Below are 21,841 nucleotides of genomic sequence, written 5' to 3' on the forward strand. Positions count from 1 at the left end.
GCGAAAAGATAGAGAAATTAGCAAATGTATATTGAGAATTAAACTGAAGAGGGACTTGGGATGCTGATTCGTTATAAAAAAGCTTTTGAAAAAATAGCTATGGGTTTGCTGTCGTTCATGCCTGAAGAAAAAGACATTAAAAAACTTCAAGAGACGATGAAATCGTATGAAACAGCAGATGACTGGCAATTATATTTATGGAAAGAAGAAGATATTGTAGGCGCAATAGGAGCTAGGATCACAGCTGATAAAGTGGAAATCCAGCATATTAGCGTAAACCCATCCTACAGACAGGAAGGAATTGGGAAGAAAATGCTAAAAGCGTTGAAAGACCTTTATTCCGATAAGCATCTTGTACCTAATTCGTCTACATCTGCTTTCTTTTATAAGTGCGAACAAGAAGAAGACCCGGTGTAATGACGCCGGGTCTTCTTAGCTGTGTTAAAAAATAATAAAAGGAAAAGTACGATTTACTGTATTGTTGGAACGGTGTCGCTTAGTTACAGGAGGCGACACCTAAGTCGGCCACGTCCAATGATTTTTACGGATTAGCAGGCGGATCGGTTGTCGGAAGAAGTTTATGCCGTTCTTTTAACGACTGTTCACGGGCAGCAAGAACATGGGAACGGTCCCTCAATAGATGTTTGTTATACAGGTAAGATGGATCTTCTTTTAAAAAGGACGGAGCACAGCTTGCATGGAAGCGGCGATATTGCTCAACCACTTCTTTGTCTGCAAAGGGAATGGCCATTTCAGTAAATGCTTTTTCCTCCTTTATTTCTTGCAGGCGGTGTTCAAACTGGCTGATAAATGCCTCGCTGTCGATCCCCAGTTCGGTCAGTTCGCTTTTTCGTTTTTTAAGAATTTTTAATGCCTTAGCAGCTAATTTTTTTGCCCCAGCCAGGTTGCCGCGGCGATGATGATATAAAGAAACGGCTGTTTGAATCAGCCCGACCCAAACAGAGTCCCGTGATTGATCGGTTTTTTCTTTCCAATATTCCTCAAGCACCTCGTGGCATTCAAAATAATCATGACTTTCATGGAAATGAACCAAAAAACTCAAATACGGTAGCGGAAAAGAATACATGAACGTCCTCCCAAATGGATGTGCTTACTGCTTCTACTTTACCACGCTGCCAGCATTTCAATCAAATTGAAAAAATGGCTGGACACAAAACAGTATTCCTCTATACTAAAAACAGGAGATGGATTGACGGATTTGAAAAAGAACTGGTGATGAAGAATGCAATATAACGTAAAAACAGAAGTGTTTGAAGGGCCGCTTGATTTGTTGCTTCATTTAATTCAGCGGCTGGAAATAGATATATATGATATTCCAATGGCAGAAATTACGGAACAATACCTTCTATTTATTCATGCGATGAAAGAGCTGGAACTCGATCTTGCGAGTGAGTATTTGGTGATGGCCGCTACTCTTCTTGCCATTAAAAGCAAGACGCTTCTCCCTGTTCACGAAGAAGAAGAGACAGAGGAAGCGTGGGAAGAGGATCCCCGTGAAGAACTGGTTGAGCAGCTGGTGGAATACAGGAAGTTTAAAGAGGCAGCTAAGAAGCTCCAAGACAAAGAGTTGGAGCGAGGGCAGTTCTTTACAAAGGCGCCAAGTGACCTGACGGCTTTTAGCAACGAAGAACCAACAGCAGCCGATTTAAATGTAACAGTGTATGATATGCTCGGGGCGTTCCATAAGCTCCTTCGACGAAAAAAATTAAAGCGGCCCTATGTCGCCACCATAGCGAGACAGGAAATTCCGATTGAAAAGAGGATGGATGAGATTTTATCCAGGCTGAAGCGAAGCGGAAAGTTATTTAAGTTTGGTGAGTTATTTACTGCAGGAGACAAGGAAGTGCTAGTGGTTAGTTTTCTAGCTGTCTTGGAGCTGATGAAGCAAAATGAGGTTATAGTAGAACAGCAAGAAAATTTTTCAGAGTTGTTCATCCGGGCGAAAGGAGGAGCAATCGATGACGGTTGTTAATTGGCTAGGCATAACAGAGAGTTTGCTTTTTGCGGCAGGTGATGGTGGACTGACTTTAAAACAGCTCGCTCAAGTACTTGAAGTAGAAGAGTTTGAAGCTGCAGGCATTATAGAAGAGCTGAAAGAAAGATATGAGAAGGATGAAGAGCGAGGCATTGGATTGATCGAATTGGCAGGCACTTATCAGCTGGCAACGAAAAGAGAACATGCTCCTTATTTAAAGAAACTGGTTGAGAGCAGCCAGCCGCAGACGCTGTCCCAGGCTGCACTTGAAACGCTGGCGATCATTGCTTATAAGCAGCCGATCACCCGAGCAGAAATCGAAGAAATCCGCGGAGTAAAAACAGAAAGTGCCCTTCACACCCTTACGGTCAAAGGGCTGATTAAGGAAACGGGGCGAAGCGAGGGGCCGGGACGGCCGATATTATATGGCACAACGAAAGAGTTTCTTGATTGTTTTGGAATGAAGGATTTGGCGGAGCTTCCGCCGCTTTCTGAAGAGCTGGCCTCTTCTGAACCGGAGGAAGCTGATTTGTTTTTTGAACAATTTGAGCAAGTGTTTGCAAACGAATCTTAAAAAAGCGGCGGCTGCCGCTTTTTTTGTTTTCTATCCATTCTAAATATGCTCATTTGGCATATATTTGTACAAATGAGCAAGGGAGAGAAGAGTGGATGAAAAAAAAGCTGCCAATTGCCATCCTGGCTTTCCTGCTGTTTCTGACATCCGGGGCCTCTGCAGCAGCAGCCGGACCGAGTGCAGCGAGTGCTGTATTAATGGAACAGCAAAGCGGACGGATCCTTTATGAAAAAAACCCTCATGCTGTCATGCGCATTGCCAGCATAACAAAGATTATGACAGCTATCATTGCGATCGAATCGGACAAGCTAGATGAAAAAGTGAAAGTAAGTGAACGGGCTGTGCACACGGAGGGTTCCTCTGTTTATTTAAAAAAAGGAGAAAAAATTCCGCTTGAGGATTTAGTGTACGGCCTCATGCTTCGGTCAGGAAATGATGCGGCAGTGGCTATTGCAGAGCATGTTGGCGGAAGCGTGGAAGGTTTTGTGTACTTAATGAATGAAAAGGCCAAGGAAATCGGTATGAAAAATACAAACTTCGCCAACCCCCACGGGCTGGATGACAGTGAGAAGCACCGTTCTACCGCTTATGACATGGCATTATTGACGCGATATGCTATGAAAAATGCCAAGTACCGTAAAATCTCCGGTACAGAAGTATATAGATCACCCGATCCGGAAGGCGAGTGGGACAGAATTTGGTATAACAAAAATCGCTTGTTAACAGAAAAGTATAAATACTGTACAGGTGGAAAAACAGGATATACGAAGAAAGCAAAAAGAACGCTTGTCACGACAGCAACAAAGGGCGATCTGGATTTGATTGCCGTCACATTGAATGCACCAGATGACTGGAATGACCACATTTACCTCTATGAACAAGGCTTTGCAAATTATGATCCTAGAATTATTCTTCAAAAAGGAAAGGTGAAAGCGGGAAATCACCCGTTTTATAAAGATCGTCTTTATTTAAAGCGAGAGGTGTTCTATCCTTTGACAAAGAAAGAAGAAAAGAAGGTTGCCGTTCGCTATCAGATGCTCAAACCAAAAAAGCAATGGGAAAATGGGCAAGCGCCGGCTGTAGTAGGACGAGCAGAGGTATATTTGAAAAAGAAAAAGCTGGATTCAGTTCCGATTTATTATAAGGCAGAAAAGCAAGAGAAGGACACATCAATATGGAAAAAGTGGAAGGACTGGTTGCCTTGGTCATGAACGGCGGGATAAAGAATGGTTAACTTTATATGGGTAGGGCTGACAATCATTGGACTGATCTTTGCCGCGGTAAATGGAAAAATGGCAGAAGTAAATGAAGCGGTGTTTAAATCGGCTGGTGAAGCAGTAACGATTTGTATCGGGCTGGTTAGCGTGCTCGTCTTCTGGCTCGGCTTGATGAAAATAGCCGAAGAAGCTGGCTTATTAAAGAAGCTGGCCCGGTTATTTGAGCCGTTTGCCAAAAGGCTTTTTCCCGATATTCCGTCCGGCCATCCGGCAATGGGATACATTCTTTCTAATATGACCGCCAATTTTTTTGGGCTTGGAAATGCCGCTACGCCCCTCGGCATCAAGGCGATGGAGGAACTGAAGCGGCTGAATGGCGGGAAAGCGGAAGCAAGCCGGTCTATGATTACCTTTCTCGCTATTAATACATCAAGTATTACTCTTATTCCGACGACCGTACTCGCTATTCGCTTTTCCTATCATTCCGCTTCGCCTGCTGAAATTATTGCACCCACAATTTTAGCTACAGCCTGTTCAGCGGTAGCAGCTATAGCAATTGATCGTTTTTTTTATATAAGAAGAAAAAAAAGGGAGGGGAAGTAAGTGGTTTGGCTTTCTCTCATGTCTATGTGGATCATACCAATCATGATTGCTTTTATTCTATTGTACGGCACATTTAAAAAAGTACCCACGTATGAGAGTTTCGTAGAAGGGGGAAAGGAAGGCATCCATATAGCCGTTTCTATTATTCCCTATCTTATTGGAATGATGGTGGCGATCGGAATTTTTCGGGCTTCAGGAGCATTGGATAGTTTAGTAGAATGGGTGAGGCCTGTCTTGCTATGGATCGGTTTGCCGCCGGAAGTATTTCCGCTTGCTATTATTCGCCCGATTTCTGGAAATGCAGCACTGGGCATGGTTAGTGATTTAATCGCTGTTCATGGACCAGATTCTTTCATCGGCCGGCTTGCTTCAGTCATGCAGGGAAGCACTGATACAACCTTTTACGTGTTAACTGTTTACTTTGGTGCGGTCGGCATCAAAAAAATGGGGGACGCTTTAAAAGTTGGGCTATGGGCTGACGTAGCAGGATTCATTGCAGCACTCGTCATTGTTTCCTGGATGTTTTAAGACGATGTATTCAAACGGCTTAAAGGGGCTATATAGACAAATGTTTCTATCTTTCATAAATAATCAAACAGCGATTGTTGCAGAGGGCTCATGGCTATCTGCAACAATCGCTTTTTTGTGGCTGAATTCCAAGAGAAGCCTCGCTCTTTTCTTATTTGGATGGATGTGTAATAATGCATAAGGACACATACTGAAACGTTGAGGTGAAAAGAATGGAACGGCTACAAAAGGTGATTGCTCAAGCCGGTATCGCTTCCAGGCGGAAAGCGGAAGAGCTGATTATTGAAGGAAAAGTAAAAGTGAATGGAAAAGTTGTAAGAGAACTAGGGACAAAAGTAGGGGTTTCTGACCGGGTAGAAGTCGGCGGGGTTCCGGTGGAGAGAGAAAGAAAAGTATATTATTTATTTTACAAACCGCGCGGAGTGATTTCCGCTGTGTCAGATGACAAACAACGGAAAGTAGTAACCGATTTCTTTCCATTTGTAGAGCAGCGAATTTTTCCGGTAGGCCGCTTAGACTATGATACATCAGGTTTGTTAATTGTAACGAACGATGGAGAGTTTTCTAACTTGCTTACTCACCCCCGCTACCAAATAGATAAAACGTATGTAGCCCGCCTGAATGGGATTCCGCAGCGTCATTTGCTTAAGAGATTAGCAACAGGCATTCAGCTTGAAGATGGCAAGACAGCACCTGCAAAAGTGAAGGAACTGTCCGTCGATAGAAAAAAACAGCGGTCACTGATTGAGATCACGATACATGAGGGGAGAAACCGTCAGGTACGGCGCATGTTTGAAGCAATTGGCTTTGAGGTGCAGAAGCTGAAAAGGGAACGCTATGCTTTTTTGAATCTAAATGGGTTGAATGCAGGAGAATTTCGCGAACTGACAACTCATGAAGTGAAACAGCTGCGTACACTAGCTGAGACAGGCTCTCTGCGATAGATGACTAAACTGTCACATATCCTTCAAATCCCTTTTTAGCAACAAAAAGACAAAATGGTATAATGGGGGTAGTTTTGAAACTTTTTTGTCGAATAACTACAATTAAACTTCCCATTCATTGAAGGATAAGTAGAAAAACACATGTCTATACTTCATAAGGAGGGCCCAAGGACTTGAACAAAAAGAAAAAAAGGTTAATCGTTCGCTCTATTATTTTAGCGGTACTTGCGGTAGCGGTTGGCTATACGTTTTACTCGAATTTAACGAAAGAAGCGCGCGGCAACTTGCAAAAAGGCGACAAAGCGCCTGATTTTGTTTTGACAGATTTATCGGGGAAAGAACGGCAGTTATCCGACTATAAAGGAAAGGGCGTTTTCTTGAATTTCTGGGGAACCTGGTGCGAACCATGTAAAAAAGAAATGCCTCATATGGAAAAGCTGTCTAAAGAATTTAAAGCCCAGGGAGTGGAAGTCCTTGCCGTCAATGTTGGTGATTCTGAGTTACAGACGAAAAAGTTCGCCAAGCAGTATGGCCTGACTTTTCCGATTGCTATTGATTCTACAAAAGAGGTTCAGGATGCTTACGGAATTAATCCGCTTCCGGCTACTTTTATGATTAGCCCTGAAGGAAAGGTTGAAGAAATTGTTATTGGTGGATTAGTGAAAGAAGAACAGGTGCGAGCTTTGTTTGAAAAAGTGAAACCTTAACTTAAGGAGTTTGAGTATGGCGAAGGTAAAATGTGAATGTGGCCACGTAAATCCACATGGAACGATTTTATGTGAGTCCTGCGGCAGGGCACTGACTGAAGAAGCGCAGAAAGAAAAGCTGCATGATATGCGTTACGAAGGCAGTGCCCGTCGGTCACAAACGTATAATAAAACGATTGTTGACAAGATCTGGAATTTTTTCTCTTCCGTTAAGGTTGGTATTTGGTTGATTGTATTAACGTTAATTGCTTCCTCTATCGGAACAATTTTTCCACAAAAGCTATTTATTCCGAACAATGTGTCTCCGGAAACTTATTATGAGGAGACCTACGGAACGGCCGGCAAAATCTATTACACGCTTGGGTTTTATGATCTATATAATTCTATTTGGTTTATTGGCTTAATTGCAGCAATCGGCGTGTCACTCGTTATTTGTAGCTTGGACCGTGTTATTCCGTTATATCGGGCGCTAAAGAACCAGCGCGTCGCCCGGCATGGTTCGTTTATGAAAAAACAGCGCTTATTTGCTTTAAAAGAAGGAGCGCTTCAGCCTGAAGAGCTTGATAAAGTAAAAGAAAAATTGAAAAGCAAACGTTATCATATCCGAGAAGAAGATGGCAGCCTTCTTGCTGAAAAAGGGCGCTTTTCTCGTTGGGGTCCTTATGTCAACCATATCGGATTAATTATTTTTTTAATTGGAGCGATGCTTCGATCCGCAGATGGCATGTATACGGACGCAATGCTATGGATTCGGGAAGGAGAAACACTTGAAATCCCGGGTACAAAGGGAGAGTATTACTTAAAAAACGAAAAATTCACCATTGAAAATTACGATGAGAAGAAAGATCCGGAAGTTTTCAAGGAAGCGCTCAAACGAACAGGGAATGTCGTTAAAAATTATCAGACCGATGCGGTTCTTTACAGAGATGAAAATCGGGATCTTCCAGGGGCAAAGCCAAAGCTTGTAAAGGTGAAAGATGCGGAGATTAGGGTGAATGAGCCGCTGAAATTCGATAAATTCGCTCTTTATCAGGACAGTTACAGCAAAGATGAAATGAAAGCAATGGAACTGGCCCTGACAAACAAAGCGACACAAAAAGAAGCGGGCAGAGTGAAGGTTGATCTCTTTAATCCAAAAGATACATATGATCTCGGCAATGGATATAAAGTCGAAATTGTTGGTTACTATCCTGATTATGATGGCATAGGGTCAGATGGAGAACCAAAAACAAAATCTCCCCTTCCGAACAATCCGGCTTTCTTATTCAAAATGGTTTCTCCTGAGCATCCGAAAGGGGAAATCAGCTTTACAGCGATCCGTCAAACGCTTGAACCTGTAGGGAAAACCGATTACAAAATGGAATTCAGAGGAATTGAAACACGAAACATCTCAGCTTTAACCGTGCGTAAAGACTTGACTCTATGGATACTTGGTGTAGGAGGAGCCATTTTTATGATCGGAGTGATTCAGGGGGCTTACTGGAACCATCGCCGTCTGTGGATTCGTCAAATAGACGGTGAAATATATGTTGCTGCTCATACGAATAAAAACTGGCATGGGCTAAAAAGAGAAATCAATTCTGTTCTTGAGGACACGGCTATTCCAATGCCGGAAGATCAACAAGGATAAGAAAGATTTGTTTAGAAGAGTAGATTCGGAGGTTGGCTTATTCGGCTAAGGCTCATCCTTTATAACAATAAAATAGCAGGGGAGAGGAGTCTAAGACACGGAGCCAACAATCGACTAGAATGTGACATAGCTTAATTTAAAAGGAGGAATCGTTCTATGTCCGATTTAGTCCAATGGAGCGGGAATTTGCTATATGCTTCATTTATTATGTATTTGATCGCGACATTTTTCTTTGGCGGAGCCATTCGTCCAAAGAAAAATGGAGAAAAACAAGCAGAAAACCGCTGGGGCAAATTAGGTATTACAGTAGCTGTGCTTGGCTTCGCTTCCCAGCTAGGTTACTTTTTTACTCGATGGGCTGCTTCAGGTCATGCGCCTGTAAGTAATCTATTTGAATTTATTACATTCTTTTCAATGATGCTAGTTGGCGCTTTTATCATTATTTATTTCATGTATCGTCTTCCTGTGCTCGGCGTGTTTGCCTTGCCGGTTGCACTGGTTATTATTGCTTATGCAAGCATGTTTCCACGTGATATTAGCCCGCTCATTCCGGCTCTCCAAAGCCAATGGCTGCATATTCACGTAACAACTGTGGCAGCCGGGGAAGGCATTCTTGCCATCAGTTTTATTGCTGGACTAGTTTATTTAGTGAAAACGATTGATCAGTCCAAGCGCAGCAAACAGACGATTTGGCTCGAACTCATTATGTATAGCCTTATTGCGGTTGTAGGGTTTGTCGCAGTAACAACTACCTTTACGCTATCCGGTTATGAAGCGCAATTTGAGTATGTTAACAAAGAGGGCAACGTAGCTAAAGAGACGTTTACTGTACCGGCGATTGTGGGTCCAAATGAGGGGAAACTATTAACGAAAGATAAGTTTGAACCGATTGTAGACATGCCGGCCTTTATTAATTCGAAAAAATTGAATACGACGATTTGGTCACTTGCTGCTGGTGCATTATTGTATGGCCTGATTCGCCTGCTGACAAGAAAACGCATTGGAGCCCTTGTTAAGCCGCTCGTTAAAAATGTGAACACGGATTTAATGGACGAGGTCAGTTATCGCGCTATCTTAATCGGTTTTCCTGTCTTCACACTTGGCGGTTTAATCTTCGCAATGATTTGGGCGCAGATTGCTTGGACAAGGTTTTGGGGATGGGACCCGAAAGAAGTATGGGCGCTCATTACTTGGCTGTTCTATGCTGCCTTTTTGCATTTGCGCTTGTCAAAAGGATGGCATGGACAAAAGTCAGCTTGGCTGGCTGTAATCGGGTTCGTTATTATTATGTTTAACCTTGTCGCTGTCAACCTGGTTATTGCTGGTCTTCATTCATATGCCTAACTGTCTCCGCCTTGTGCGGAGGCTTTTTTATAAAGGCGCGAATGAATTGAAAAACAGCTTTGATTAGTTGATAATAAAGACAAGATTGCAGTTTAGAAGGAATTTTATTGTACATATAGGGAGGAATTTAGGTGGATAATGAACTGAAAATTTTAGTCGTTGACGATGAAGAAAGGATACGTCGTCTGCTTCGGATGTATTTAGAGCGTGAAAATTATGAAGTCGATGAAGCAGAAGACGGAGAAGCAGCTCTTGAGCTTGCGTTGAATAAAGAATATGACTGCATTCTGTTGGATATTATGATGCCTGGTAAAGACGGCATTGAAGTGTGCAAGGAATTGCGAGAAAAGAAATCTACGCCTGTAATCATGTTAACGGCAAAAGGAGAAGAGGCAAACCGGGTCCAAGGCTTTGAAGTGGGGACGGATGACTATATTGTGAAGCCGTTCAGTCCGAGAGAAGTTGTTTTGCGGGTCAAAGCACTGCTTAGAAGATCTTCGCCAACCTCTTATTTACAAACGGATACAAAGTCTAAAGATTTAATTGTCTATCCGCATTTAACCATTGATAATGACGCACACCGCGTTACTGCTGATGGAGAAGAAGTGAATTTAACACCTAAAGAGTATGAACTGCTTTATTTTCTTGCTAAATCGCCGGACAAAGTATTTGACCGGGAGCATTTACTAAAAGAAGTATGGCATTATGAGTTTTTTGGCGACTTGCGCACAGTGGATACACATGTAAAGCGCCTGCGTGAAAAATTAAATAAAGTGTCAGAGAAAGCATCAAAAATGATTGTGACAGTATGGGGAGTAGGCTATAAATTTGAGGTCGTAAATGAATGAAGCTTTGGAGAAGTGTAGTAGGGAAACTGTGGATGACGATTTTGCTGCTCGTTTCTTTTGTTCTTTTCTTTCTTACCATTTTGTTGCTGGAATTCTTTGAGAATTATCATACGAACGAAGTGGAGAGCGGATTATCAGAAACAGCGGTAAAAATCGCTAAGGTAATTTCCGAACATGAAGACAAAAAAACAGGAATGGAAGTAGCCTGGGAGCTGGTGGATGAGCCTGTTCATGTCATTATTGCTGAAAACAGAGAGACTTTTCATTATTCACCGAATGATCCGGCCCTCAATCGACTCAAACGAAGTGAGATAGTGAATCACCCTATATTATCTCGTGTATTTACAGATAAAAAGAAAGTAAAAGCAGAATTGGAGGTAAATGAAGACGGCCGGACCAATCGCCATGAGAACTCAATTGCTATTGCTGTTCCACTCGAAATGAAGAAGGGCCAGGACGGCGCTGTTATCATTTATCAATCTCTTGAAGTCATTAAAGAAACCTCTCATCAAACGACGAAGCTTATTCTGCTGGCTGCTGGCATTGCGATTTTTTTAACGACGATTTTTGCCTTTTTCCTGTCAACGAGAATTACAGCTCCTTTGCGTAAAATGAGAGAGGCAGCCAATGAACTGACGAAAGGAAACTTCGATACGACGGTTCCTATTTTAACGAGTGATGAAATTGGGGCGCTGGCCACTTCGTTCAATCAAATGGCAAAGCAGCTCAATCACAATATTCACGCGTTAAACCAGGAAAAAGAGCAACTGGCTAGCATCTTGAGCAGTATGGCTGATGGCGTTATAACCTTTAACCGGGACGGCACGATCTTAATTACTAACCCGCCGGCAGAACGATTTTTGCAAAATTGGTATTATGAAGTGGAGAAAGAAAACCCAAAGCAAATGATGCCTTCGCTCGTCGAAGAACTCTTGAAAGAGGCGGTTCAAACAGAGACCGAAAAAATTGGCGAGTTTTCTATTCAAGGCCGTTCTTATGTCATTATTGTTAGTCCGCTTTATAATGGGAAAAACGTTCGTGGAGCGGTTGCTGTTGTTCGTGATATGACGGAAGAGCGCCGGCTTGACAAGTTAAGAAAGGATTTTGTAGCGAACGTTTCTCATGAGCTTCGTACGCCGATTTCTATGCTTCAAGGCTATAGCGAGGCAATCATTGATGATATTGCTGCTACAGAAGACGAAAAAAGAGAAATGGCTCGAATCATTTATGATGAGTCACTGCGGATTGGCCGGCTTGTCAATGAGCTTTTAGATTTGGCACGGATGGAGGCGGGACATATTTCTTTGAATCTAGAAGAAGTGGATTTTCCAGCGTTTATTCAGCGGGTGACTGATAAATTCCAAGGGATTGCCAAAGAAAAGCATATTGATTTAACGTGGCAGATTCCTAATGAAAAAATATTAACTAAATTGGATCCTGATCGCATTGAGCAAGTTTTAACCAACTTGATTGATAATGCTTTGCGCCATACACCGGAACATGGCTTCGTAAAAGTGAGCTATGAGTTAAAAGCAGATGGCCATCATATATCCGTCCAGGATTCTGGAGCGGGAATTAGCGAAGAGGATTTGCCTTTTGTGTTTGAACGCTTTTACAAAGGGGATAAGGCCCGGACAAGAGGCCGTTCTGGAACGGGGCTCGGCCTTTCCATTGCAAAGAATATTATCTCCGCTCATAATGGCAGCATTAAAGTACAGAGCAAATTGGGACAAGGAACCATTTTCTCATTTCGCCTGCCCGGAGAGTAAGTAATTTACCGCTTTGCTTGTTTATCCAGAAAAATAGTCATACTGGAAACGCTTTCCGTCATACAACTAAAAGGGCAGCAAAAAAGCAAGTTGGAGGCGGTGCACCATGAAAGACTACATGAAACGTTTTATGATCGCTTTGCTTATGGCTTTGTGTGTTAGTTTGTTGATGATCGGGGGAGGGCTTGCACAATCAAGAAATGAGAAAAAGCAGTCTCTTATCCATAATAGTCACTTGGAGGAGATAGCAGGAAGGGTACATACAGATAGTGTGGCTCGGCAGCAAAGTATGTAAATCTAGGTTATTAGCAAAAGCAAGGGGCTGCCCCCCTTGCTTTTTTTTTGGGGGATTGTTATTATTTAATTAAATCTACTGGTCGTTACTTGTTGTTGTAACAGGTGAAGGCCGCTAGGAAAAATCTTATATTCATCTTCGGGGCAGGGTGAAATTCCCGACCGGCGGTATGGAAATAATCATTTCTAAGCCCGCGAGCCGCAAGGTTGATTTGGTGAGAAGCCAAAGCCGACAGTATAGTCTGGATGGGAGAAGGTGAAGGTCTGCCGGCGTTCAAAATGTGCAGATTTGAACGTTTATTTGAGTATGACTTTTCTCCCTCAAGCTACTAGCTTGGGGGTTTGTTGTTCCTCAAGGATTTGGCAGCCTTTCTTCTTATGAATGATGAATGAGAAGAAGGAGAGAATTGTTGTGAAAAAAATGAATATCCGTATGTTGACGTCTGTGGGGTTATTGAGCACGCTTTCTTATTTACTCATGCTGCTGAATTTTCCAATTCCCCCGTTTCCAAGCTTTTTAATGATTGACTTCAGCGACATTCCTGCACTAATCGCTGCTATTATCTTTGGGCCGCTTGCTGGTATTATGGTAGAACTAGTGAAAAATATTTTAGACTTTTTTATGACTGGAAGTCCGACCGGTGTGCCAGTCGGCCACTTAGCCAACTTCGTTGCTGGCATTGCTTTTATTCTTCCGGTTTATTATGTATATAAGAAGTTTGAGACGAAAAAAGGCTTAACTTTTGCTTTAGTAGGTGGAACGGTGTTTATGGCAGTTATGATGAGCGTGTTAAATTACTATATTGTTCTTCCTGCTTATACACTTTTCTTAAACGCACCAGCTATGAGTGCGCCGGAGACGAAGCAAATGGTCGTTTCAGCTATCCTGCCTTTTAATATTGTTAAAGGAATTTTAATGGCTGCTGTCTTTATGCTCATTTATTCCCGAATTTACGTTTGGATGCGTAAACAAACAGCTGTCTCTTAAAATGTTACTAATAATAAGCTCTAAAAGTGGATGAAAAGACTTTTAGAGCTTTTTTATATGCTCCCATGGACCTGTGTACCAGTCAAAAAGTTCTTGAATGTTATAGTGCAAAGGGTATAATTATCCGTAGAAAATAGACATTTATACGGAAGAAAGATGAAGTGGAGGAGCAAATAGTGAATTTTTCAATAGGAAAAAAGTTATACTCTGGATTTATTGCAGTTTTGGTGATTTTAGTTATCGTAGGGGTTATTGGGTACCTGGCAGCTATCAAAATTGATAAGGAATACACGTTCTTGCTTGATGACCGTGTAAAAAAGATAGAAATGGTGAATGAAGTAATTACCATAGAAAAAGATATGTCTATCAACTCGCTCGCTTACTTTGCCTTTTCTGAACAGCGGGATTTGGACGCAATTAAGTCAAAACAAGAAGAATTTGCCAACATACTTAGTGAACTTAAACAGGCAACTAAACAGTCAAAGACTAAGGAAATATTAAATGAACTAGAAGAGGCGGGCGCCCGATATAACGAACTTACTTCTAAAGTCTTTGAAAGCCAGGAGAAGGGCCTGGAAGCTGAAACAAATAAATATGTCACCGAGACTAACGAAGCGGAAGAAGCATTAAAAGATAAAGCATTGGAATTAAAACAAGTGCAGATGGAAGAGGTGAACGAAACAAGAACGGAACTAAAACGTTACGTGGTGGCAACAAAAATATTTTTAATTTTGCTTGTGGCAGCCGGAACGATTTTAGGAGGCGTTATTGCTTATTTCATAGCACGATCGATTACAAGACCAGTCAGAAAGGTAACAGCTGCCTTGAAGGAAGTGACAGCAGGTAATTTGCAGGTAGACAAGCTGCGCATAAGAAATAAAGACGAGGTTGGAGAAATGGGAATGGCCTTCAATCAGCTGGTAGAGGATTTGCAAAATATCCTTGGCAAGGTTAATCAATCTGCTCTCCAACTATCTGCCCAATCTCAGGAATTGTCAGCTAGTACAGAACAAAGCGCTGCTTCTTCGCAAATGATGGCAAGTACAGCGGAGGAAAATATGAAAGGAAGCAGCATGCAGCGAGAGCTTATTAGCGAGGCAGTGGTGTCTATGGAGGAAATGTCAGAGGGGATTAAACAGATTGCCGAAAGCAACGAAAACATGCTTCATTCTGCTGAAGTAGTAGAATCGTTAGTTGGCCAGGGAGAAGAGGCTACTGAGCATGTATCTGATCAAATTGAAGATATTCATGTGTCCATAAAAGAAACAGAAGAGTACATGAAAATTTTAGAAAACCATGCGTCTGAGATACAGAAGGTGACCGGGTTAATTACCGCTATTTCTGAGCAGACCAATTTGCTCGCCTTAAATGCGGCCATTGAAGCGGCGCGTGCAGGGGAAGCTGGAAAAGGCTTTGCTGTCGTGGCAGAAGAGGTGCGCAAACTTGCTGAGCAGTCAAAAACTTCTGCGGCTGAAATTGCTGCGATGGTCAAAGAAATCCAAAAGGACACAAGTTTAGCCGCTGCATCTATTCAGGCTGGAAGCAATAAGGTGGAACAAGGCTTATCTGCTTCACAAACATCCCTTAAAGTGTTCAAGGAGATCAAGTCATCTGTAACAGATGTAGGGGAAAAAGTAGAGACCGTTTCAGCAGCGATTGAAGAATTAGAAGCCATGACAGAAGCTGTTTCACAGAGTGCTCATCAAGTAAGAGCAATTGCTGAAAAAACTGCTACTATAGCCCATGATTCGAGCGCAGCGACTGAAGAACAGCTAGCAGCCATTGAACAAATAGCAACAAGTTCACAAGCTCTGGCCTCATTGGCTACAGAGCTTCAAACTGAAGCGAGTAAATTCAGAATGTAAAGATAAAAAACCGGTGAGATCCTTGTCTCACCGGTTTTTTACTGGCACGTTTTATTCGTGTTTTAAAGGGTCGCCTTCAAATGGCTCATCTGCCACTTTGATCGAGTCTGTTGGGCAGCCTTCAAAAGCATCCTGCATGTCTTCTTCCAATACTTCCGGAACTGGCGTGTTTCCTTCATTGTCATCTAAAATTACGAATGCAAGGCCTTCATCATCGTAGTCATAGATATCAGGGGCAGCAGCACCGCAGGCGCCACAGGCAATGCATGTATCCTGATCAACAATTGTATATTTTGGCATGTCAAAACCTCCTAAGATCTATCCAAGCTATGTGGCATTTGCTTACCCACGCTCGTTTGAAAACTTCTTCCCTCATTGTATATCCGATTAGTTTTCTTTTCAATCATAATTTCTTAATAAAAAAATGATAAGGCTTTCATTAGCAATTCCTCCACATACGAGGAATTTTGACAAATTTCATGGTAAAATAAATGAAAGTACGAAAAGGGAGGCAAGCCATGCCTTTTCTACAAGCAATCTTATTGATGATGATTAATCAAATAAACGGACAAAGAACAGCTTCATCTATTTTTCATCTGTTAAAGGGAAAGAAGTCTTCGCAAACGATACAAGATGCCCGATTATATCATTTAGACAAATGGTTTCAGACAGCTTCCTTTTTGGAGAGAACGGCCTTTGAGCAAATTATCCATGATTTAACTGACCGGCAGCTCATCGAAGTGGATGAACTAAAACGCGTACGTGTGACAAACACGGGAAGGACAAGACTGGAGGTTCTCTCTGAAACTCTGCCTCCACTTGAGTTTTTACATGGATGGAGCTTGCAGGATTGCGCTGTGATTTTTTGGAAAAGACTCTCTTTAACTGTTCAGGTCGCTTCGCATTTAATTTACCGGGACGATGCTTATCTTCCAATAACGAAAGATGAACAAATTCAAGCATGGTTGAAATCATTTTTAGCAACCAGACAGCTGTCGAAGAAAACCTTGGCAGCCTATCTTCATCACGAGCTGCTGACTCTTCTGCAAGAACAGCGGGTTGAAGATCCACTTATTTTAGTGCTGCGTCTTTCAGGAAAACAGCGAACCGGTAAAACAACAGTCCAGGCGGGAGAACTGCTTAGCATGGAAAGTGCTGAATATTGGTATCGCTTTTTGAACTTGATTCACTTTGCGATCCAACACATTATTCAGCATGCTGCACAGTTTCCGCTATTATTCACAATGATACAAGATATATACGAGCCGGTTGTTTTAACACAATCGACAAAAAAAACAGCAGATATGCTAAAAAAAGGTTTGTCCATTGAAGAAATTACAACTCATCGACGCTTAAAGCAAAGCACAGTAGAAGATCATGTGGTCGAGCTGGCTTTTAATTATCCGGGTTTTTCTATTCGGCCTTTTGTTGATAAAGCAACAGAAGAGCAGGTGCTCAAAGCGGCTGCTGTCCTTTCCAACAAGAGAATCAAGCCGATTAAAGAGCGGCTGCCGGATGTTTCTTATTTTCAAATTAGGCTTGTGCTGGCTAAATATAGCGGATAAAGGAAGATGAACATGGACCAGGTTTTATTTCAACGGTTTGGTTATTCTACTTTTAGAACCGGCCAAAAAGAAACAATTGAATCCTTGCTATCAGGCCACCACACATTGGCTATGCTTCCAACTGGAACAGGAAAGTCGCTATGCTATCAGCTACCAGCGTATTTGCTTCCGGGAAGTGTGCTTATAGTTTCCCCATTGTTATCACTTATGCAAGATCAGGTTGAGCAATTGAAAATGCGCGGGGAGAAAAGCGTGGCTGCTTTGAACTCATTTTTATCGTTCCAAGAAAAGCAACAAGTGATCCGCCGGCTGCCGAACTACCGCTTTATCTTTTTATCCCCCGAAATGTTGATGAGCGAGCAAGTGATTAAGGCGCTGAGGAGGGTACAGCTCTCTCTTTTTGTTGTGGATGAAGCGCATTGCATTTCCCAATGGGGCCATGATTTTCGGCCGGATTACCGTCTGTTAGGTGAAGTGAGAGAGCGGCTTGACTATCCTCTAACTCTCGCTTTGACAGCCACAGCCACAGCTGAAGTCAGGCGCGATATTATTCAGTACTTAAAGGTCGAACAGATGGAAGAGTGGATCTTCTCCGTGGACCGACCAAATATTGCAATGGCGGTAGAACAGCTCCCGTCACATGCTGATAAGCAAGCCAGACTGCTAAGGCTAATTAGCGAGCTTGAGAAGCCGGGAATTGTATATTTTTCAAGTAAGCGGGCAACAGAGGAGGGGGCTGGCTGGTTACGGCAGCATGGTATTGGAAAAGTAGCATTTTATCACGGGGGCATGGAACAGGAAGACCGCATTTTGATTCAGCAGCAATTTTTGCGTGATGAACTAGATGTTATTTGTGCGACCAGTGCCTTTGGAATGGGAGTGAATAAAGATAACATTCGGTTTGTTATTCATTATCATCTTCCAGCTCAGCTTGAATCTTATTTGCAGGAGATTGGCAGAGGCGGCAGAGACGGAGGAAGGGCGCTTTCCGTTCTGTTATATACCCCGGGAGATGAAGAGTTTCATTCGATGATAGCCGAAGGGGAATTTCCCTCCGACAGCCAAATTACCGGCTATTTATCTCCCTCTGACGGTCAGACAGAAGAGGAGCGGATAACGGCTTTGCAGCTGACTGACGTGCAGGCCCGTTTCCTTCGTCATTATGCTCAAGAAGCAGCGCGAAAAGGTCAGACCAATATTGCTGAGTATGTTATGGCCAAACGACAGGAACGGCTCAGGCAGAAGGAAGAAAAACGGCTGACGATGCTTCGGTGGGTACGGGCGAAGACATGCCGACGGCAAGAAATCCTTAACTATTTTGAAGAACAGCTGGAGAGTAAACCCGCTAATTGCTGTGATTTGTGCGGCATAGACTGGCAGAAATATAACAAGCGTGGTTCCCCAGAAAAACGTGAGGAGCTGGATTGGCAAGCTATTCTCAGTTCTTTGCTTCAAGTTGAGAGGTGACGGGAATAGACATATGAAAAGAAATAAGCAAGCTGATCTCATCCGGCAAATGACGGATAAAGAGGTGCTCCATGCTCTTTATTTAACGCAATTTCTTTTGCTGCTGTTATCACTCATTATCGGCAGTTTTGTATTTGAGGATTTAAAGGAGTTTTACCGCTTGTTTAAATGGTCCTTCGCGGATATCGTTATTTGGGGCGGAGGAGCGGGACTGTTAGTGGTTGCAATGGATTTATATTTAATGAAAAAGCTGCCTGAAAAGTATTATGATGACGGGGGCATCAATAACCGGCTATTCGCGAGCCGTTCTGTTGCAGAAATCTTTTTAATTGCTTTTTTGGTTGCAGTGTCTGAAGAAATTTTTTTCAGGGGAATGGTCCAGACGATAGTTGGATTCATTCCGGCAAGTATTCTTTTCGCTATCATTCATGTGAGGTATTTATCACAGTGGTATTTAACAATCAATGTCATTCTTCTAAGCTTTGGCATTGGCTGGCTATTTGAGTGGACTGGCAATCTAGCAATTGTCATAATGATGCATTTCACGATTGATTTTCTGCTGGGATTAGCCATTCGCCACAGACAAAATAAGAATGAATCATAAAGAAGGGATGAACTATGACGAAAGACCCTTATCGTGAGTTGGCGCAAAAGACTCGCGTAGAAATTCAAAGAGTTAAACGTGAGCAGGAAGAGCCGCCTGTTCAGGAAACAACCTCCTCACGAATGGAAAGAAAAGAGGAGAAAAAACAAAAGAAATACCCGTTGCTAAAAGTACTGCTCGTCTTTTTTATTACCTTGCCCTTTATTACGTTATTCTGGTATACACATGCAAGAGATCGTGACTACTCCTCAACGACTGTAGTGACCGAGAGTTCAAGTCCTTCCACGCCGCTATACGACGTATCCGAAGAAGAGGAGGAGCCGGATGAGCAGGCAAGGGAGGAGAAGACGACCAAAAATGATAAACAGATAGAGGAGAAATCAGCAGAGCCTGCTCAGGAGGTAATAGCTTCTACTGTGGAGGCACCTCCAGAAAAGACAAGCGAGCCGCCGGTTAAAGAAAAAGAGAAACAAGAAGCTGAGCCGGTTGACGAGAAACCAAAAGTAGAACAGGAAAAGGTACAAAAGGAAACTCGTCCGGAGAGACGAGTAGAAGAAAAAAAAGAAACGGCTCCGATACATAAGGAGCAGCCTGAAGGAAAAGTGGTCTATCATACTGTAAAGCCTCAAGAGACCGTTTTTAGGATCTCTATGATGTATTATAAGTCGCAAGAAGGAATCGAAAAAATAAGGCAAGCCAATCAATTGAATGGCAATGACATTCGAGTAGGCCAAGTGCTAAAAATTCCTCTACCCTAATTTTAGGTAGGGGAATTTTTAGCAGGTGTAAAATCATTATCATGAGGATAGTAATTAGAAAAATCAAAAAAATGAGGAATCTTGTCGAACTGTGATATAATCCATTTATGAAAACGCTTTATTTTAGTTAAGAGGGGATAGGTGTACATGGAGGGTCAAGAACTTAAAAGGGGTTTAGAAGAGAGGCATATTACGTTAATGTCGCTCGGCGCTTGTATCGGAGTAGGTTTGTTCTTGGGATCGGCTACTACGATCAAAATGGCTGGCCCGGCGATCTTGCTAGCTTACATCGCGGCTGGTGCTGTCATGTTTGTGATTATGAGAGCGCTTGGAGAGATGGCTATTGAAAATCCAGTTGCTGGTTCTTTTAGTCGATATGCACAGGACCACCTAGGTCCTATTTATGGTTATATTACTGGTTGGAATTATTGGTTTTTATGGATTGTTACATGTATGGCAGAAATTACAGCGGTAGGAGTATACATGCATTTATGGTATCCAGATGTGCCTAATTGGATCTGGGCGCTTGCTGCACTGGTTATTATGTCCGCGGTAAACTTAATTACAGTGAAAGCTTACGGAGAGTTTGAATTCTGGTTTGCTTTAATTAAAATCGTCGCAATTATTTTAATGATTGTAGTAGGTCTCAGTATTATTTTGTTCGGAATTGGCAATGGGGGAGTAGCTACGGGCATTAGTAATTTATGGGCACACGGTGGCTTTGCCCCGAATGGCTTAAAAGGAATTTTAATGTCTATGACAATGGTCATGTTCGCTTATCTCGGCATTGAAATGCTCGGTGTAACGGCAGGCGAAGTAAGAAATCCAGAAAAAGCTATTTCGCGGGCGGTAAATACTGTGTTCTGGCGCATACTCGTTTTTTATGTTGGTGCATTATTTGTCATCATGTCCATTTACCCATGGAATGAAATCGGAACAGCAGGCAGTCCATTTGTTTTAACATTTGAAAAAATTGGTATCCCAAGTGCAGCGGGAATTATCAATTTTGTTGTTTTGACAGCCGCTCTTTCCAGCTGTAATAGTGGAATTTTTAGCACAGGGCGGATGTTGTTTAACCTGGCAGATCAAGGTCAAGCATCGCCTGCTTTTAAAAGAGTAGCTAAAACTGGTGTTCCATCTCGGGCCATTCTTGTATCAGCTGGTGTCTTGTTAATTGGTGTAATCTTAAATTATTTCGTTCCTGAGAAAGTGTTTGTATGGGTAACGAGCATTTCCACATTCGGCGCTATTTGGACATGGTCCATGATTTTACTTTCGCAGCTTCAGTTTAGAAGGGGGCTATCTGCTGAACAGCGAAAATCATTAAAGTTTGCTGCTCCATTCTGGCCAATCGGCTCCTATCTTTCTCTAGCTTTTCTGGCGATGGTTATCGTTTTAATGGCTTTTTCGCCAGATACGCGGATTGCTTTGTATGTGGGTCCATTATGGCTGCTGTTTTTAGTAGGCATGTATTATGGAAAAGGACTGCAGAAGCAGACATCTTAATACGGAAAGCTCCGGAGTTTGAGACTTCGGAGCTTTTTTAAATAATTAAAAGACTTTTTTGCGGTCTCTTTCCTCTTTTAGTATTTCGACGGCTTCTCGGAAACGCTGGGAGTGGATAATCTCCCGCTCGCGTAAAAAGCGGAGCCCATCGTTAAGGTCAGGATCGTCGCTTAAATCAATCAGCCATTGATAAGTAGCGCGAGCTTTTTCTTCTGCTGCGATATCCTCGTAGAGGTCGGCAATTGGATCGCCCTTTGCTTGTATATATTTTGCTGACCATGGGACACCGGCGGCATTATGGTAAAAGAGCGCCTTGTCATGGTCTGAGTAATGATCACCAAGACCTGCTGCCTTCATTTGGTCCGGTGTGGCATCTTTTGTCAGCTTATACACCATTGTGGCGATCATTTCCAGATGAGCAAACTCTTCTGTTCCAATATCGGTCAGCAAGCCGACTACCTTATCGGGGATGGTGTAGCGTTGATTGAGATAGCGCAGGGCAGCGGCTAATTCTCCGTCTGCTCCTCCGTACTGTTCGATTAAGTATTTGGCGAGCCTTGGGTTGCATGTGCTCACTCTCACTGGATATTGCAGCTTCTTTTCATATACCCACATAGTAATCTCCTTTCAGCGA

The 21,841-nt window shown here is 42.6% G+C and carries 23 protein-coding genes and 1 riboswitch; of the genes, 20 read left to right on the plus strand and 3 right to left on the minus strand.

What is annotated here, in order from left to right:
* Positions 1–60: 60 nt before the first annotated feature.
* A complete protein-coding gene (locus tag MKZ02_RS10205; protein WP_120032716.1) occupies positions 61–417 on the plus strand; it encodes a GNAT family N-acetyltransferase in 357 nt (118 codons plus the stop codon).
* A gap of 124 nt (positions 418–541) precedes the next feature.
* Here the strand turns inward: MKZ02_RS10205 and MKZ02_RS10210 are convergent, their stop codons facing one another.
* Positions 542–1,087, minus strand: a complete 546-nt coding sequence (locus MKZ02_RS10210) for a DUF309 domain-containing protein (protein WP_340853434.1) — start codon at positions 1,085–1,087, stop codon at positions 542–544.
* Between the two features lie 156 nt (positions 1,088–1,243).
* On the opposite strand from MKZ02_RS10210, the gene MKZ02_RS10215 reads away from it, so the two are divergent.
* The 14 genes from MKZ02_RS10215 (at position 1,244) to MKZ02_RS10280 (ending at position 15,307) form a co-directional block, all read left to right on the plus strand.
* Entirely contained in the window at positions 1,244–1,993 is a 750-nt protein-coding gene (locus MKZ02_RS10215) for a segregation/condensation protein A (protein ID WP_340853436.1), read from the plus strand.
* Positions 1,980–2,570: an SMC-Scp complex subunit ScpB gene (scpB, locus tag MKZ02_RS10220; protein ID WP_340853437.1), complete on the plus strand. Its 591-nt coding sequence runs from the start codon at positions 1,980–1,982 to the stop codon at positions 2,568–2,570. Before MKZ02_RS10215 ends, scpB begins: the two co-directional genes overlap by 14 nt.
* 95 nt (positions 2,571–2,665) lie before the next feature.
* The gene (locus MKZ02_RS10225) at positions 2,666–3,781 is read left to right on the plus strand and encodes a D-alanyl-D-alanine carboxypeptidase family protein (RefSeq protein ID WP_340853438.1); all 1,116 of its coding nucleotides are present in this window, start codon (positions 2,666–2,668) and stop codon (positions 3,779–3,781) included.
* Positions 3,782–3,796: 15 nt separating this feature from the next.
* Positions 3,797–4,390 (plus strand): nucleoside recognition domain-containing protein, encoded by a 594-nt coding sequence (locus MKZ02_RS10230; RefSeq protein ID WP_120032701.1) that lies wholly within the window; start codon positions 3,797–3,799, stop codon positions 4,388–4,390.
* A gap of 18 nt (positions 4,391–4,408) precedes the next feature.
* Complete coding sequence (locus MKZ02_RS10235; protein ID WP_182917147.1) at positions 4,409–4,918, plus strand: spore maturation protein; 510 nt, start codon at positions 4,409–4,411, stop codon at positions 4,916–4,918.
* A 212-nt stretch (positions 4,919–5,130) separates the two neighbouring features.
* Positions 5,131–5,862: a pseudouridine synthase gene (locus MKZ02_RS10240; protein ID WP_120032695.1), complete on the plus strand. Its 732-nt coding sequence runs from the start codon at positions 5,131–5,133 to the stop codon at positions 5,860–5,862.
* 173 nt (positions 5,863–6,035) lie between these two features.
* A complete protein-coding gene (gene resA / locus MKZ02_RS10245) occupies positions 6,036–6,569 on the plus strand; it encodes a thiol-disulfide oxidoreductase ResA (protein ID WP_120032692.1) in 534 nt (177 codons plus the stop codon).
* A gap of 16 nt (positions 6,570–6,585) precedes the next feature.
* On the plus strand, positions 6,586–8,199 hold the full coding sequence (resB, locus tag MKZ02_RS10250) for a cytochrome c biogenesis protein ResB (protein WP_340853440.1): 1,614 nt from the start codon (positions 6,586–6,588) through the stop codon (positions 8,197–8,199).
* Positions 8,200–8,355: 156 nt separating this feature from the next.
* Positions 8,356–9,543 carry a c-type cytochrome biogenesis protein CcsB gene (gene ccsB / locus MKZ02_RS10255; RefSeq protein ID WP_120032686.1) on the plus strand — a complete coding sequence of 396 codons (1,188 nt, stop codon included), beginning with the start codon at positions 8,356–8,358 and terminating at the stop codon, positions 9,541–9,543.
* A gap of 131 nt (positions 9,544–9,674) precedes the next feature.
* Positions 9,675–10,391, plus strand: a complete 717-nt coding sequence (locus MKZ02_RS10260) for a response regulator transcription factor (RefSeq protein ID WP_120032683.1) — start codon at positions 9,675–9,677, stop codon at positions 10,389–10,391.
* Positions 10,388–12,160 (plus strand): ATP-binding protein, encoded by a 1,773-nt coding sequence (locus MKZ02_RS10265; protein WP_340853443.1) that lies wholly within the window; start codon positions 10,388–10,390, stop codon positions 12,158–12,160. Before MKZ02_RS10260 ends, MKZ02_RS10265 begins: the two co-directional genes overlap by 4 nt.
* A gap of 106 nt (positions 12,161–12,266) precedes the next feature.
* Positions 12,267–12,455, plus strand: coding sequence for a hypothetical protein (locus MKZ02_RS10270; RefSeq protein ID WP_120032677.1), 189 nt, complete (start codon positions 12,267–12,269; stop codon positions 12,453–12,455).
* 130 nt (positions 12,456–12,585) lie between these two features.
* Positions 12,586–12,716, plus strand: a riboswitch (FMN riboswitch).
* A gap of 150 nt (positions 12,717–12,866) precedes the next feature.
* Positions 12,867–13,442: an ECF transporter S component gene (locus MKZ02_RS10275; protein WP_120032674.1), complete on the plus strand. Its 576-nt coding sequence runs from the start codon at positions 12,867–12,869 to the stop codon at positions 13,440–13,442.
* A 176-nt stretch (positions 13,443–13,618) separates the two neighbouring features.
* On the plus strand, positions 13,619–15,307 hold the full coding sequence (locus MKZ02_RS10280) for a methyl-accepting chemotaxis protein (protein ID WP_142927212.1): 1,689 nt from the start codon (positions 13,619–13,621) through the stop codon (positions 15,305–15,307).
* Between the two features lie 51 nt (positions 15,308–15,358).
* On the opposite strand, the gene MKZ02_RS10285 is transcribed toward MKZ02_RS10280, so the two are convergent.
* A complete protein-coding gene (locus MKZ02_RS10285) occupies positions 15,359–15,607 on the minus strand; it encodes a ferredoxin (RefSeq protein ID WP_049662954.1) in 249 nt (82 codons plus the stop codon).
* A 218-nt stretch (positions 15,608–15,825) separates the two neighbouring features.
* Between MKZ02_RS10285 and MKZ02_RS10290 the strand changes: the two genes are divergently transcribed.
* The 5 genes from MKZ02_RS10290 (at position 15,826) to MKZ02_RS10310 (ending at position 21,207) form a co-directional block, all read left to right on the plus strand.
* Positions 15,826–16,872, plus strand: a complete 1,047-nt coding sequence (locus MKZ02_RS10290) for a helix-turn-helix domain-containing protein (RefSeq protein WP_340853446.1) — start codon at positions 15,826–15,828, stop codon at positions 16,870–16,872.
* A 12-nt stretch (positions 16,873–16,884) separates the two neighbouring features.
* Positions 16,885–18,339: a RecQ family ATP-dependent DNA helicase gene (locus MKZ02_RS10295; protein WP_340853447.1), complete on the plus strand. Its 1,455-nt coding sequence runs from the start codon at positions 16,885–16,887 to the stop codon at positions 18,337–18,339.
* 13 nt (positions 18,340–18,352) lie between these two features.
* Positions 18,353–18,943, plus strand: coding sequence for a CPBP family intramembrane glutamic endopeptidase (locus MKZ02_RS10300; RefSeq protein ID WP_340853448.1), 591 nt, complete (start codon positions 18,353–18,355; stop codon positions 18,941–18,943).
* A 14-nt stretch (positions 18,944–18,957) separates the two neighbouring features.
* Positions 18,958–19,701 carry a LysM peptidoglycan-binding domain-containing protein gene (locus tag MKZ02_RS10305; protein ID WP_340853450.1) on the plus strand — a complete coding sequence of 248 codons (744 nt, stop codon included), beginning with the start codon at positions 18,958–18,960 and terminating at the stop codon, positions 19,699–19,701.
* 147 nt (positions 19,702–19,848) lie between these two features.
* Positions 19,849–21,207: an amino acid permease gene (locus MKZ02_RS10310; protein ID WP_340853451.1), complete on the plus strand. Its 1,359-nt coding sequence runs from the start codon at positions 19,849–19,851 to the stop codon at positions 21,205–21,207.
* A gap of 45 nt (positions 21,208–21,252) precedes the next feature.
* Here the strand turns inward: MKZ02_RS10310 and MKZ02_RS10315 are convergent, their stop codons facing one another.
* A complete protein-coding gene (locus tag MKZ02_RS10315; RefSeq protein WP_340853452.1) occupies positions 21,253–21,822 on the minus strand; it encodes a manganese catalase family protein in 570 nt (189 codons plus the stop codon).
* Between the last annotated feature and the right edge of the window lie 19 nt (positions 21,823–21,841).

The organism is Pseudobacillus sp. FSL P4-0506 (genome assembly GCF_038003025.1).
In the GTDB taxonomy this organism is placed as follows: domain Bacteria; phylum Bacillota; class Bacilli; order Bacillales; family Domibacillaceae; genus Pseudobacillus.

Excerpts from the sequence above, each read along its gene's own strand:
- MKZ02_RS10300 (WP_340853448.1), top strand. The coding sequence starts at position 18,353 with ATGAAAAGAAATAAGCAAGCTGATCTCATCCGGCAAATGACGGATAAA.
- scpB (WP_340853437.1), top strand. The coding sequence starts at position 1,980 with ATGACGGTTGTTAATTGGCTAGGCATAACAGAGAGTTTGCTTTTTGCG.
- ccsB (WP_120032686.1), top strand. The coding sequence starts at position 8,356 with ATGTCCGATTTAGTCCAATGGAGCGGGAATTTGCTATATGCTTCATTT.
- MKZ02_RS10295 (WP_340853447.1), top strand. The coding sequence starts at position 16,885 with ATGGACCAGGTTTTATTTCAACGGTTTGGTTATTCTACTTTTAGAACC.
- MKZ02_RS10230 (WP_120032701.1), top strand. The coding sequence starts at position 3,797 with ATGGTTAACTTTATATGGGTAGGGCTGACAATCATTGGACTGATCTTT.
- MKZ02_RS10240 (WP_120032695.1), top strand. The coding sequence starts at position 5,131 with ATGGAACGGCTACAAAAGGTGATTGCTCAAGCCGGTATCGCTTCCAGG.
- MKZ02_RS10210 (WP_340853434.1), bottom strand. The coding sequence starts at position 1,087 with ATGTATTCTTTTCCGCTACCGTATTTGAGTTTTTTGGTTCATTTCCAT.
- MKZ02_RS10315 (WP_340853452.1), bottom strand. The coding sequence starts at position 21,822 with ATGTGGGTATATGAAAAGAAGCTGCAATATCCAGTGAGAGTGAGCACA.
- MKZ02_RS10305 (WP_340853450.1), top strand. The coding sequence starts at position 18,958 with ATGACGAAAGACCCTTATCGTGAGTTGGCGCAAAAGACTCGCGTAGAA.
- resB (WP_340853440.1), top strand. The coding sequence starts at position 6,586 with ATGGCGAAGGTAAAATGTGAATGTGGCCACGTAAATCCACATGGAACG.
- MKZ02_RS10290 (WP_340853446.1), top strand. The coding sequence starts at position 15,826 with ATGCCTTTTCTACAAGCAATCTTATTGATGATGATTAATCAAATAAAC.
- MKZ02_RS10205 (WP_120032716.1), top strand. The coding sequence starts at position 61 with ATGCTGATTCGTTATAAAAAAGCTTTTGAAAAAATAGCTATGGGTTTG.
- MKZ02_RS10225 (WP_340853438.1), top strand. The coding sequence starts at position 2,666 with ATGAAAAAAAAGCTGCCAATTGCCATCCTGGCTTTCCTGCTGTTTCTG.
- MKZ02_RS10235 (WP_182917147.1), top strand. The coding sequence starts at position 4,409 with ATGTCTATGTGGATCATACCAATCATGATTGCTTTTATTCTATTGTAC.
- MKZ02_RS10270 (WP_120032677.1), top strand. The coding sequence starts at position 12,267 with ATGAAAGACTACATGAAACGTTTTATGATCGCTTTGCTTATGGCTTTG.
- MKZ02_RS10215 (WP_340853436.1), top strand. The coding sequence starts at position 1,244 with ATGCAATATAACGTAAAAACAGAAGTGTTTGAAGGGCCGCTTGATTTG.
- MKZ02_RS10285 (WP_049662954.1), bottom strand. The coding sequence starts at position 15,607 with ATGCCAAAATATACAATTGTTGATCAGGATACATGCATTGCCTGTGGC.
- MKZ02_RS10310 (WP_340853451.1), top strand. The coding sequence starts at position 19,849 with ATGGAGGGTCAAGAACTTAAAAGGGGTTTAGAAGAGAGGCATATTACG.
- MKZ02_RS10265 (WP_340853443.1), top strand. The coding sequence starts at position 10,388 with ATGAAGCTTTGGAGAAGTGTAGTAGGGAAACTGTGGATGACGATTTTG.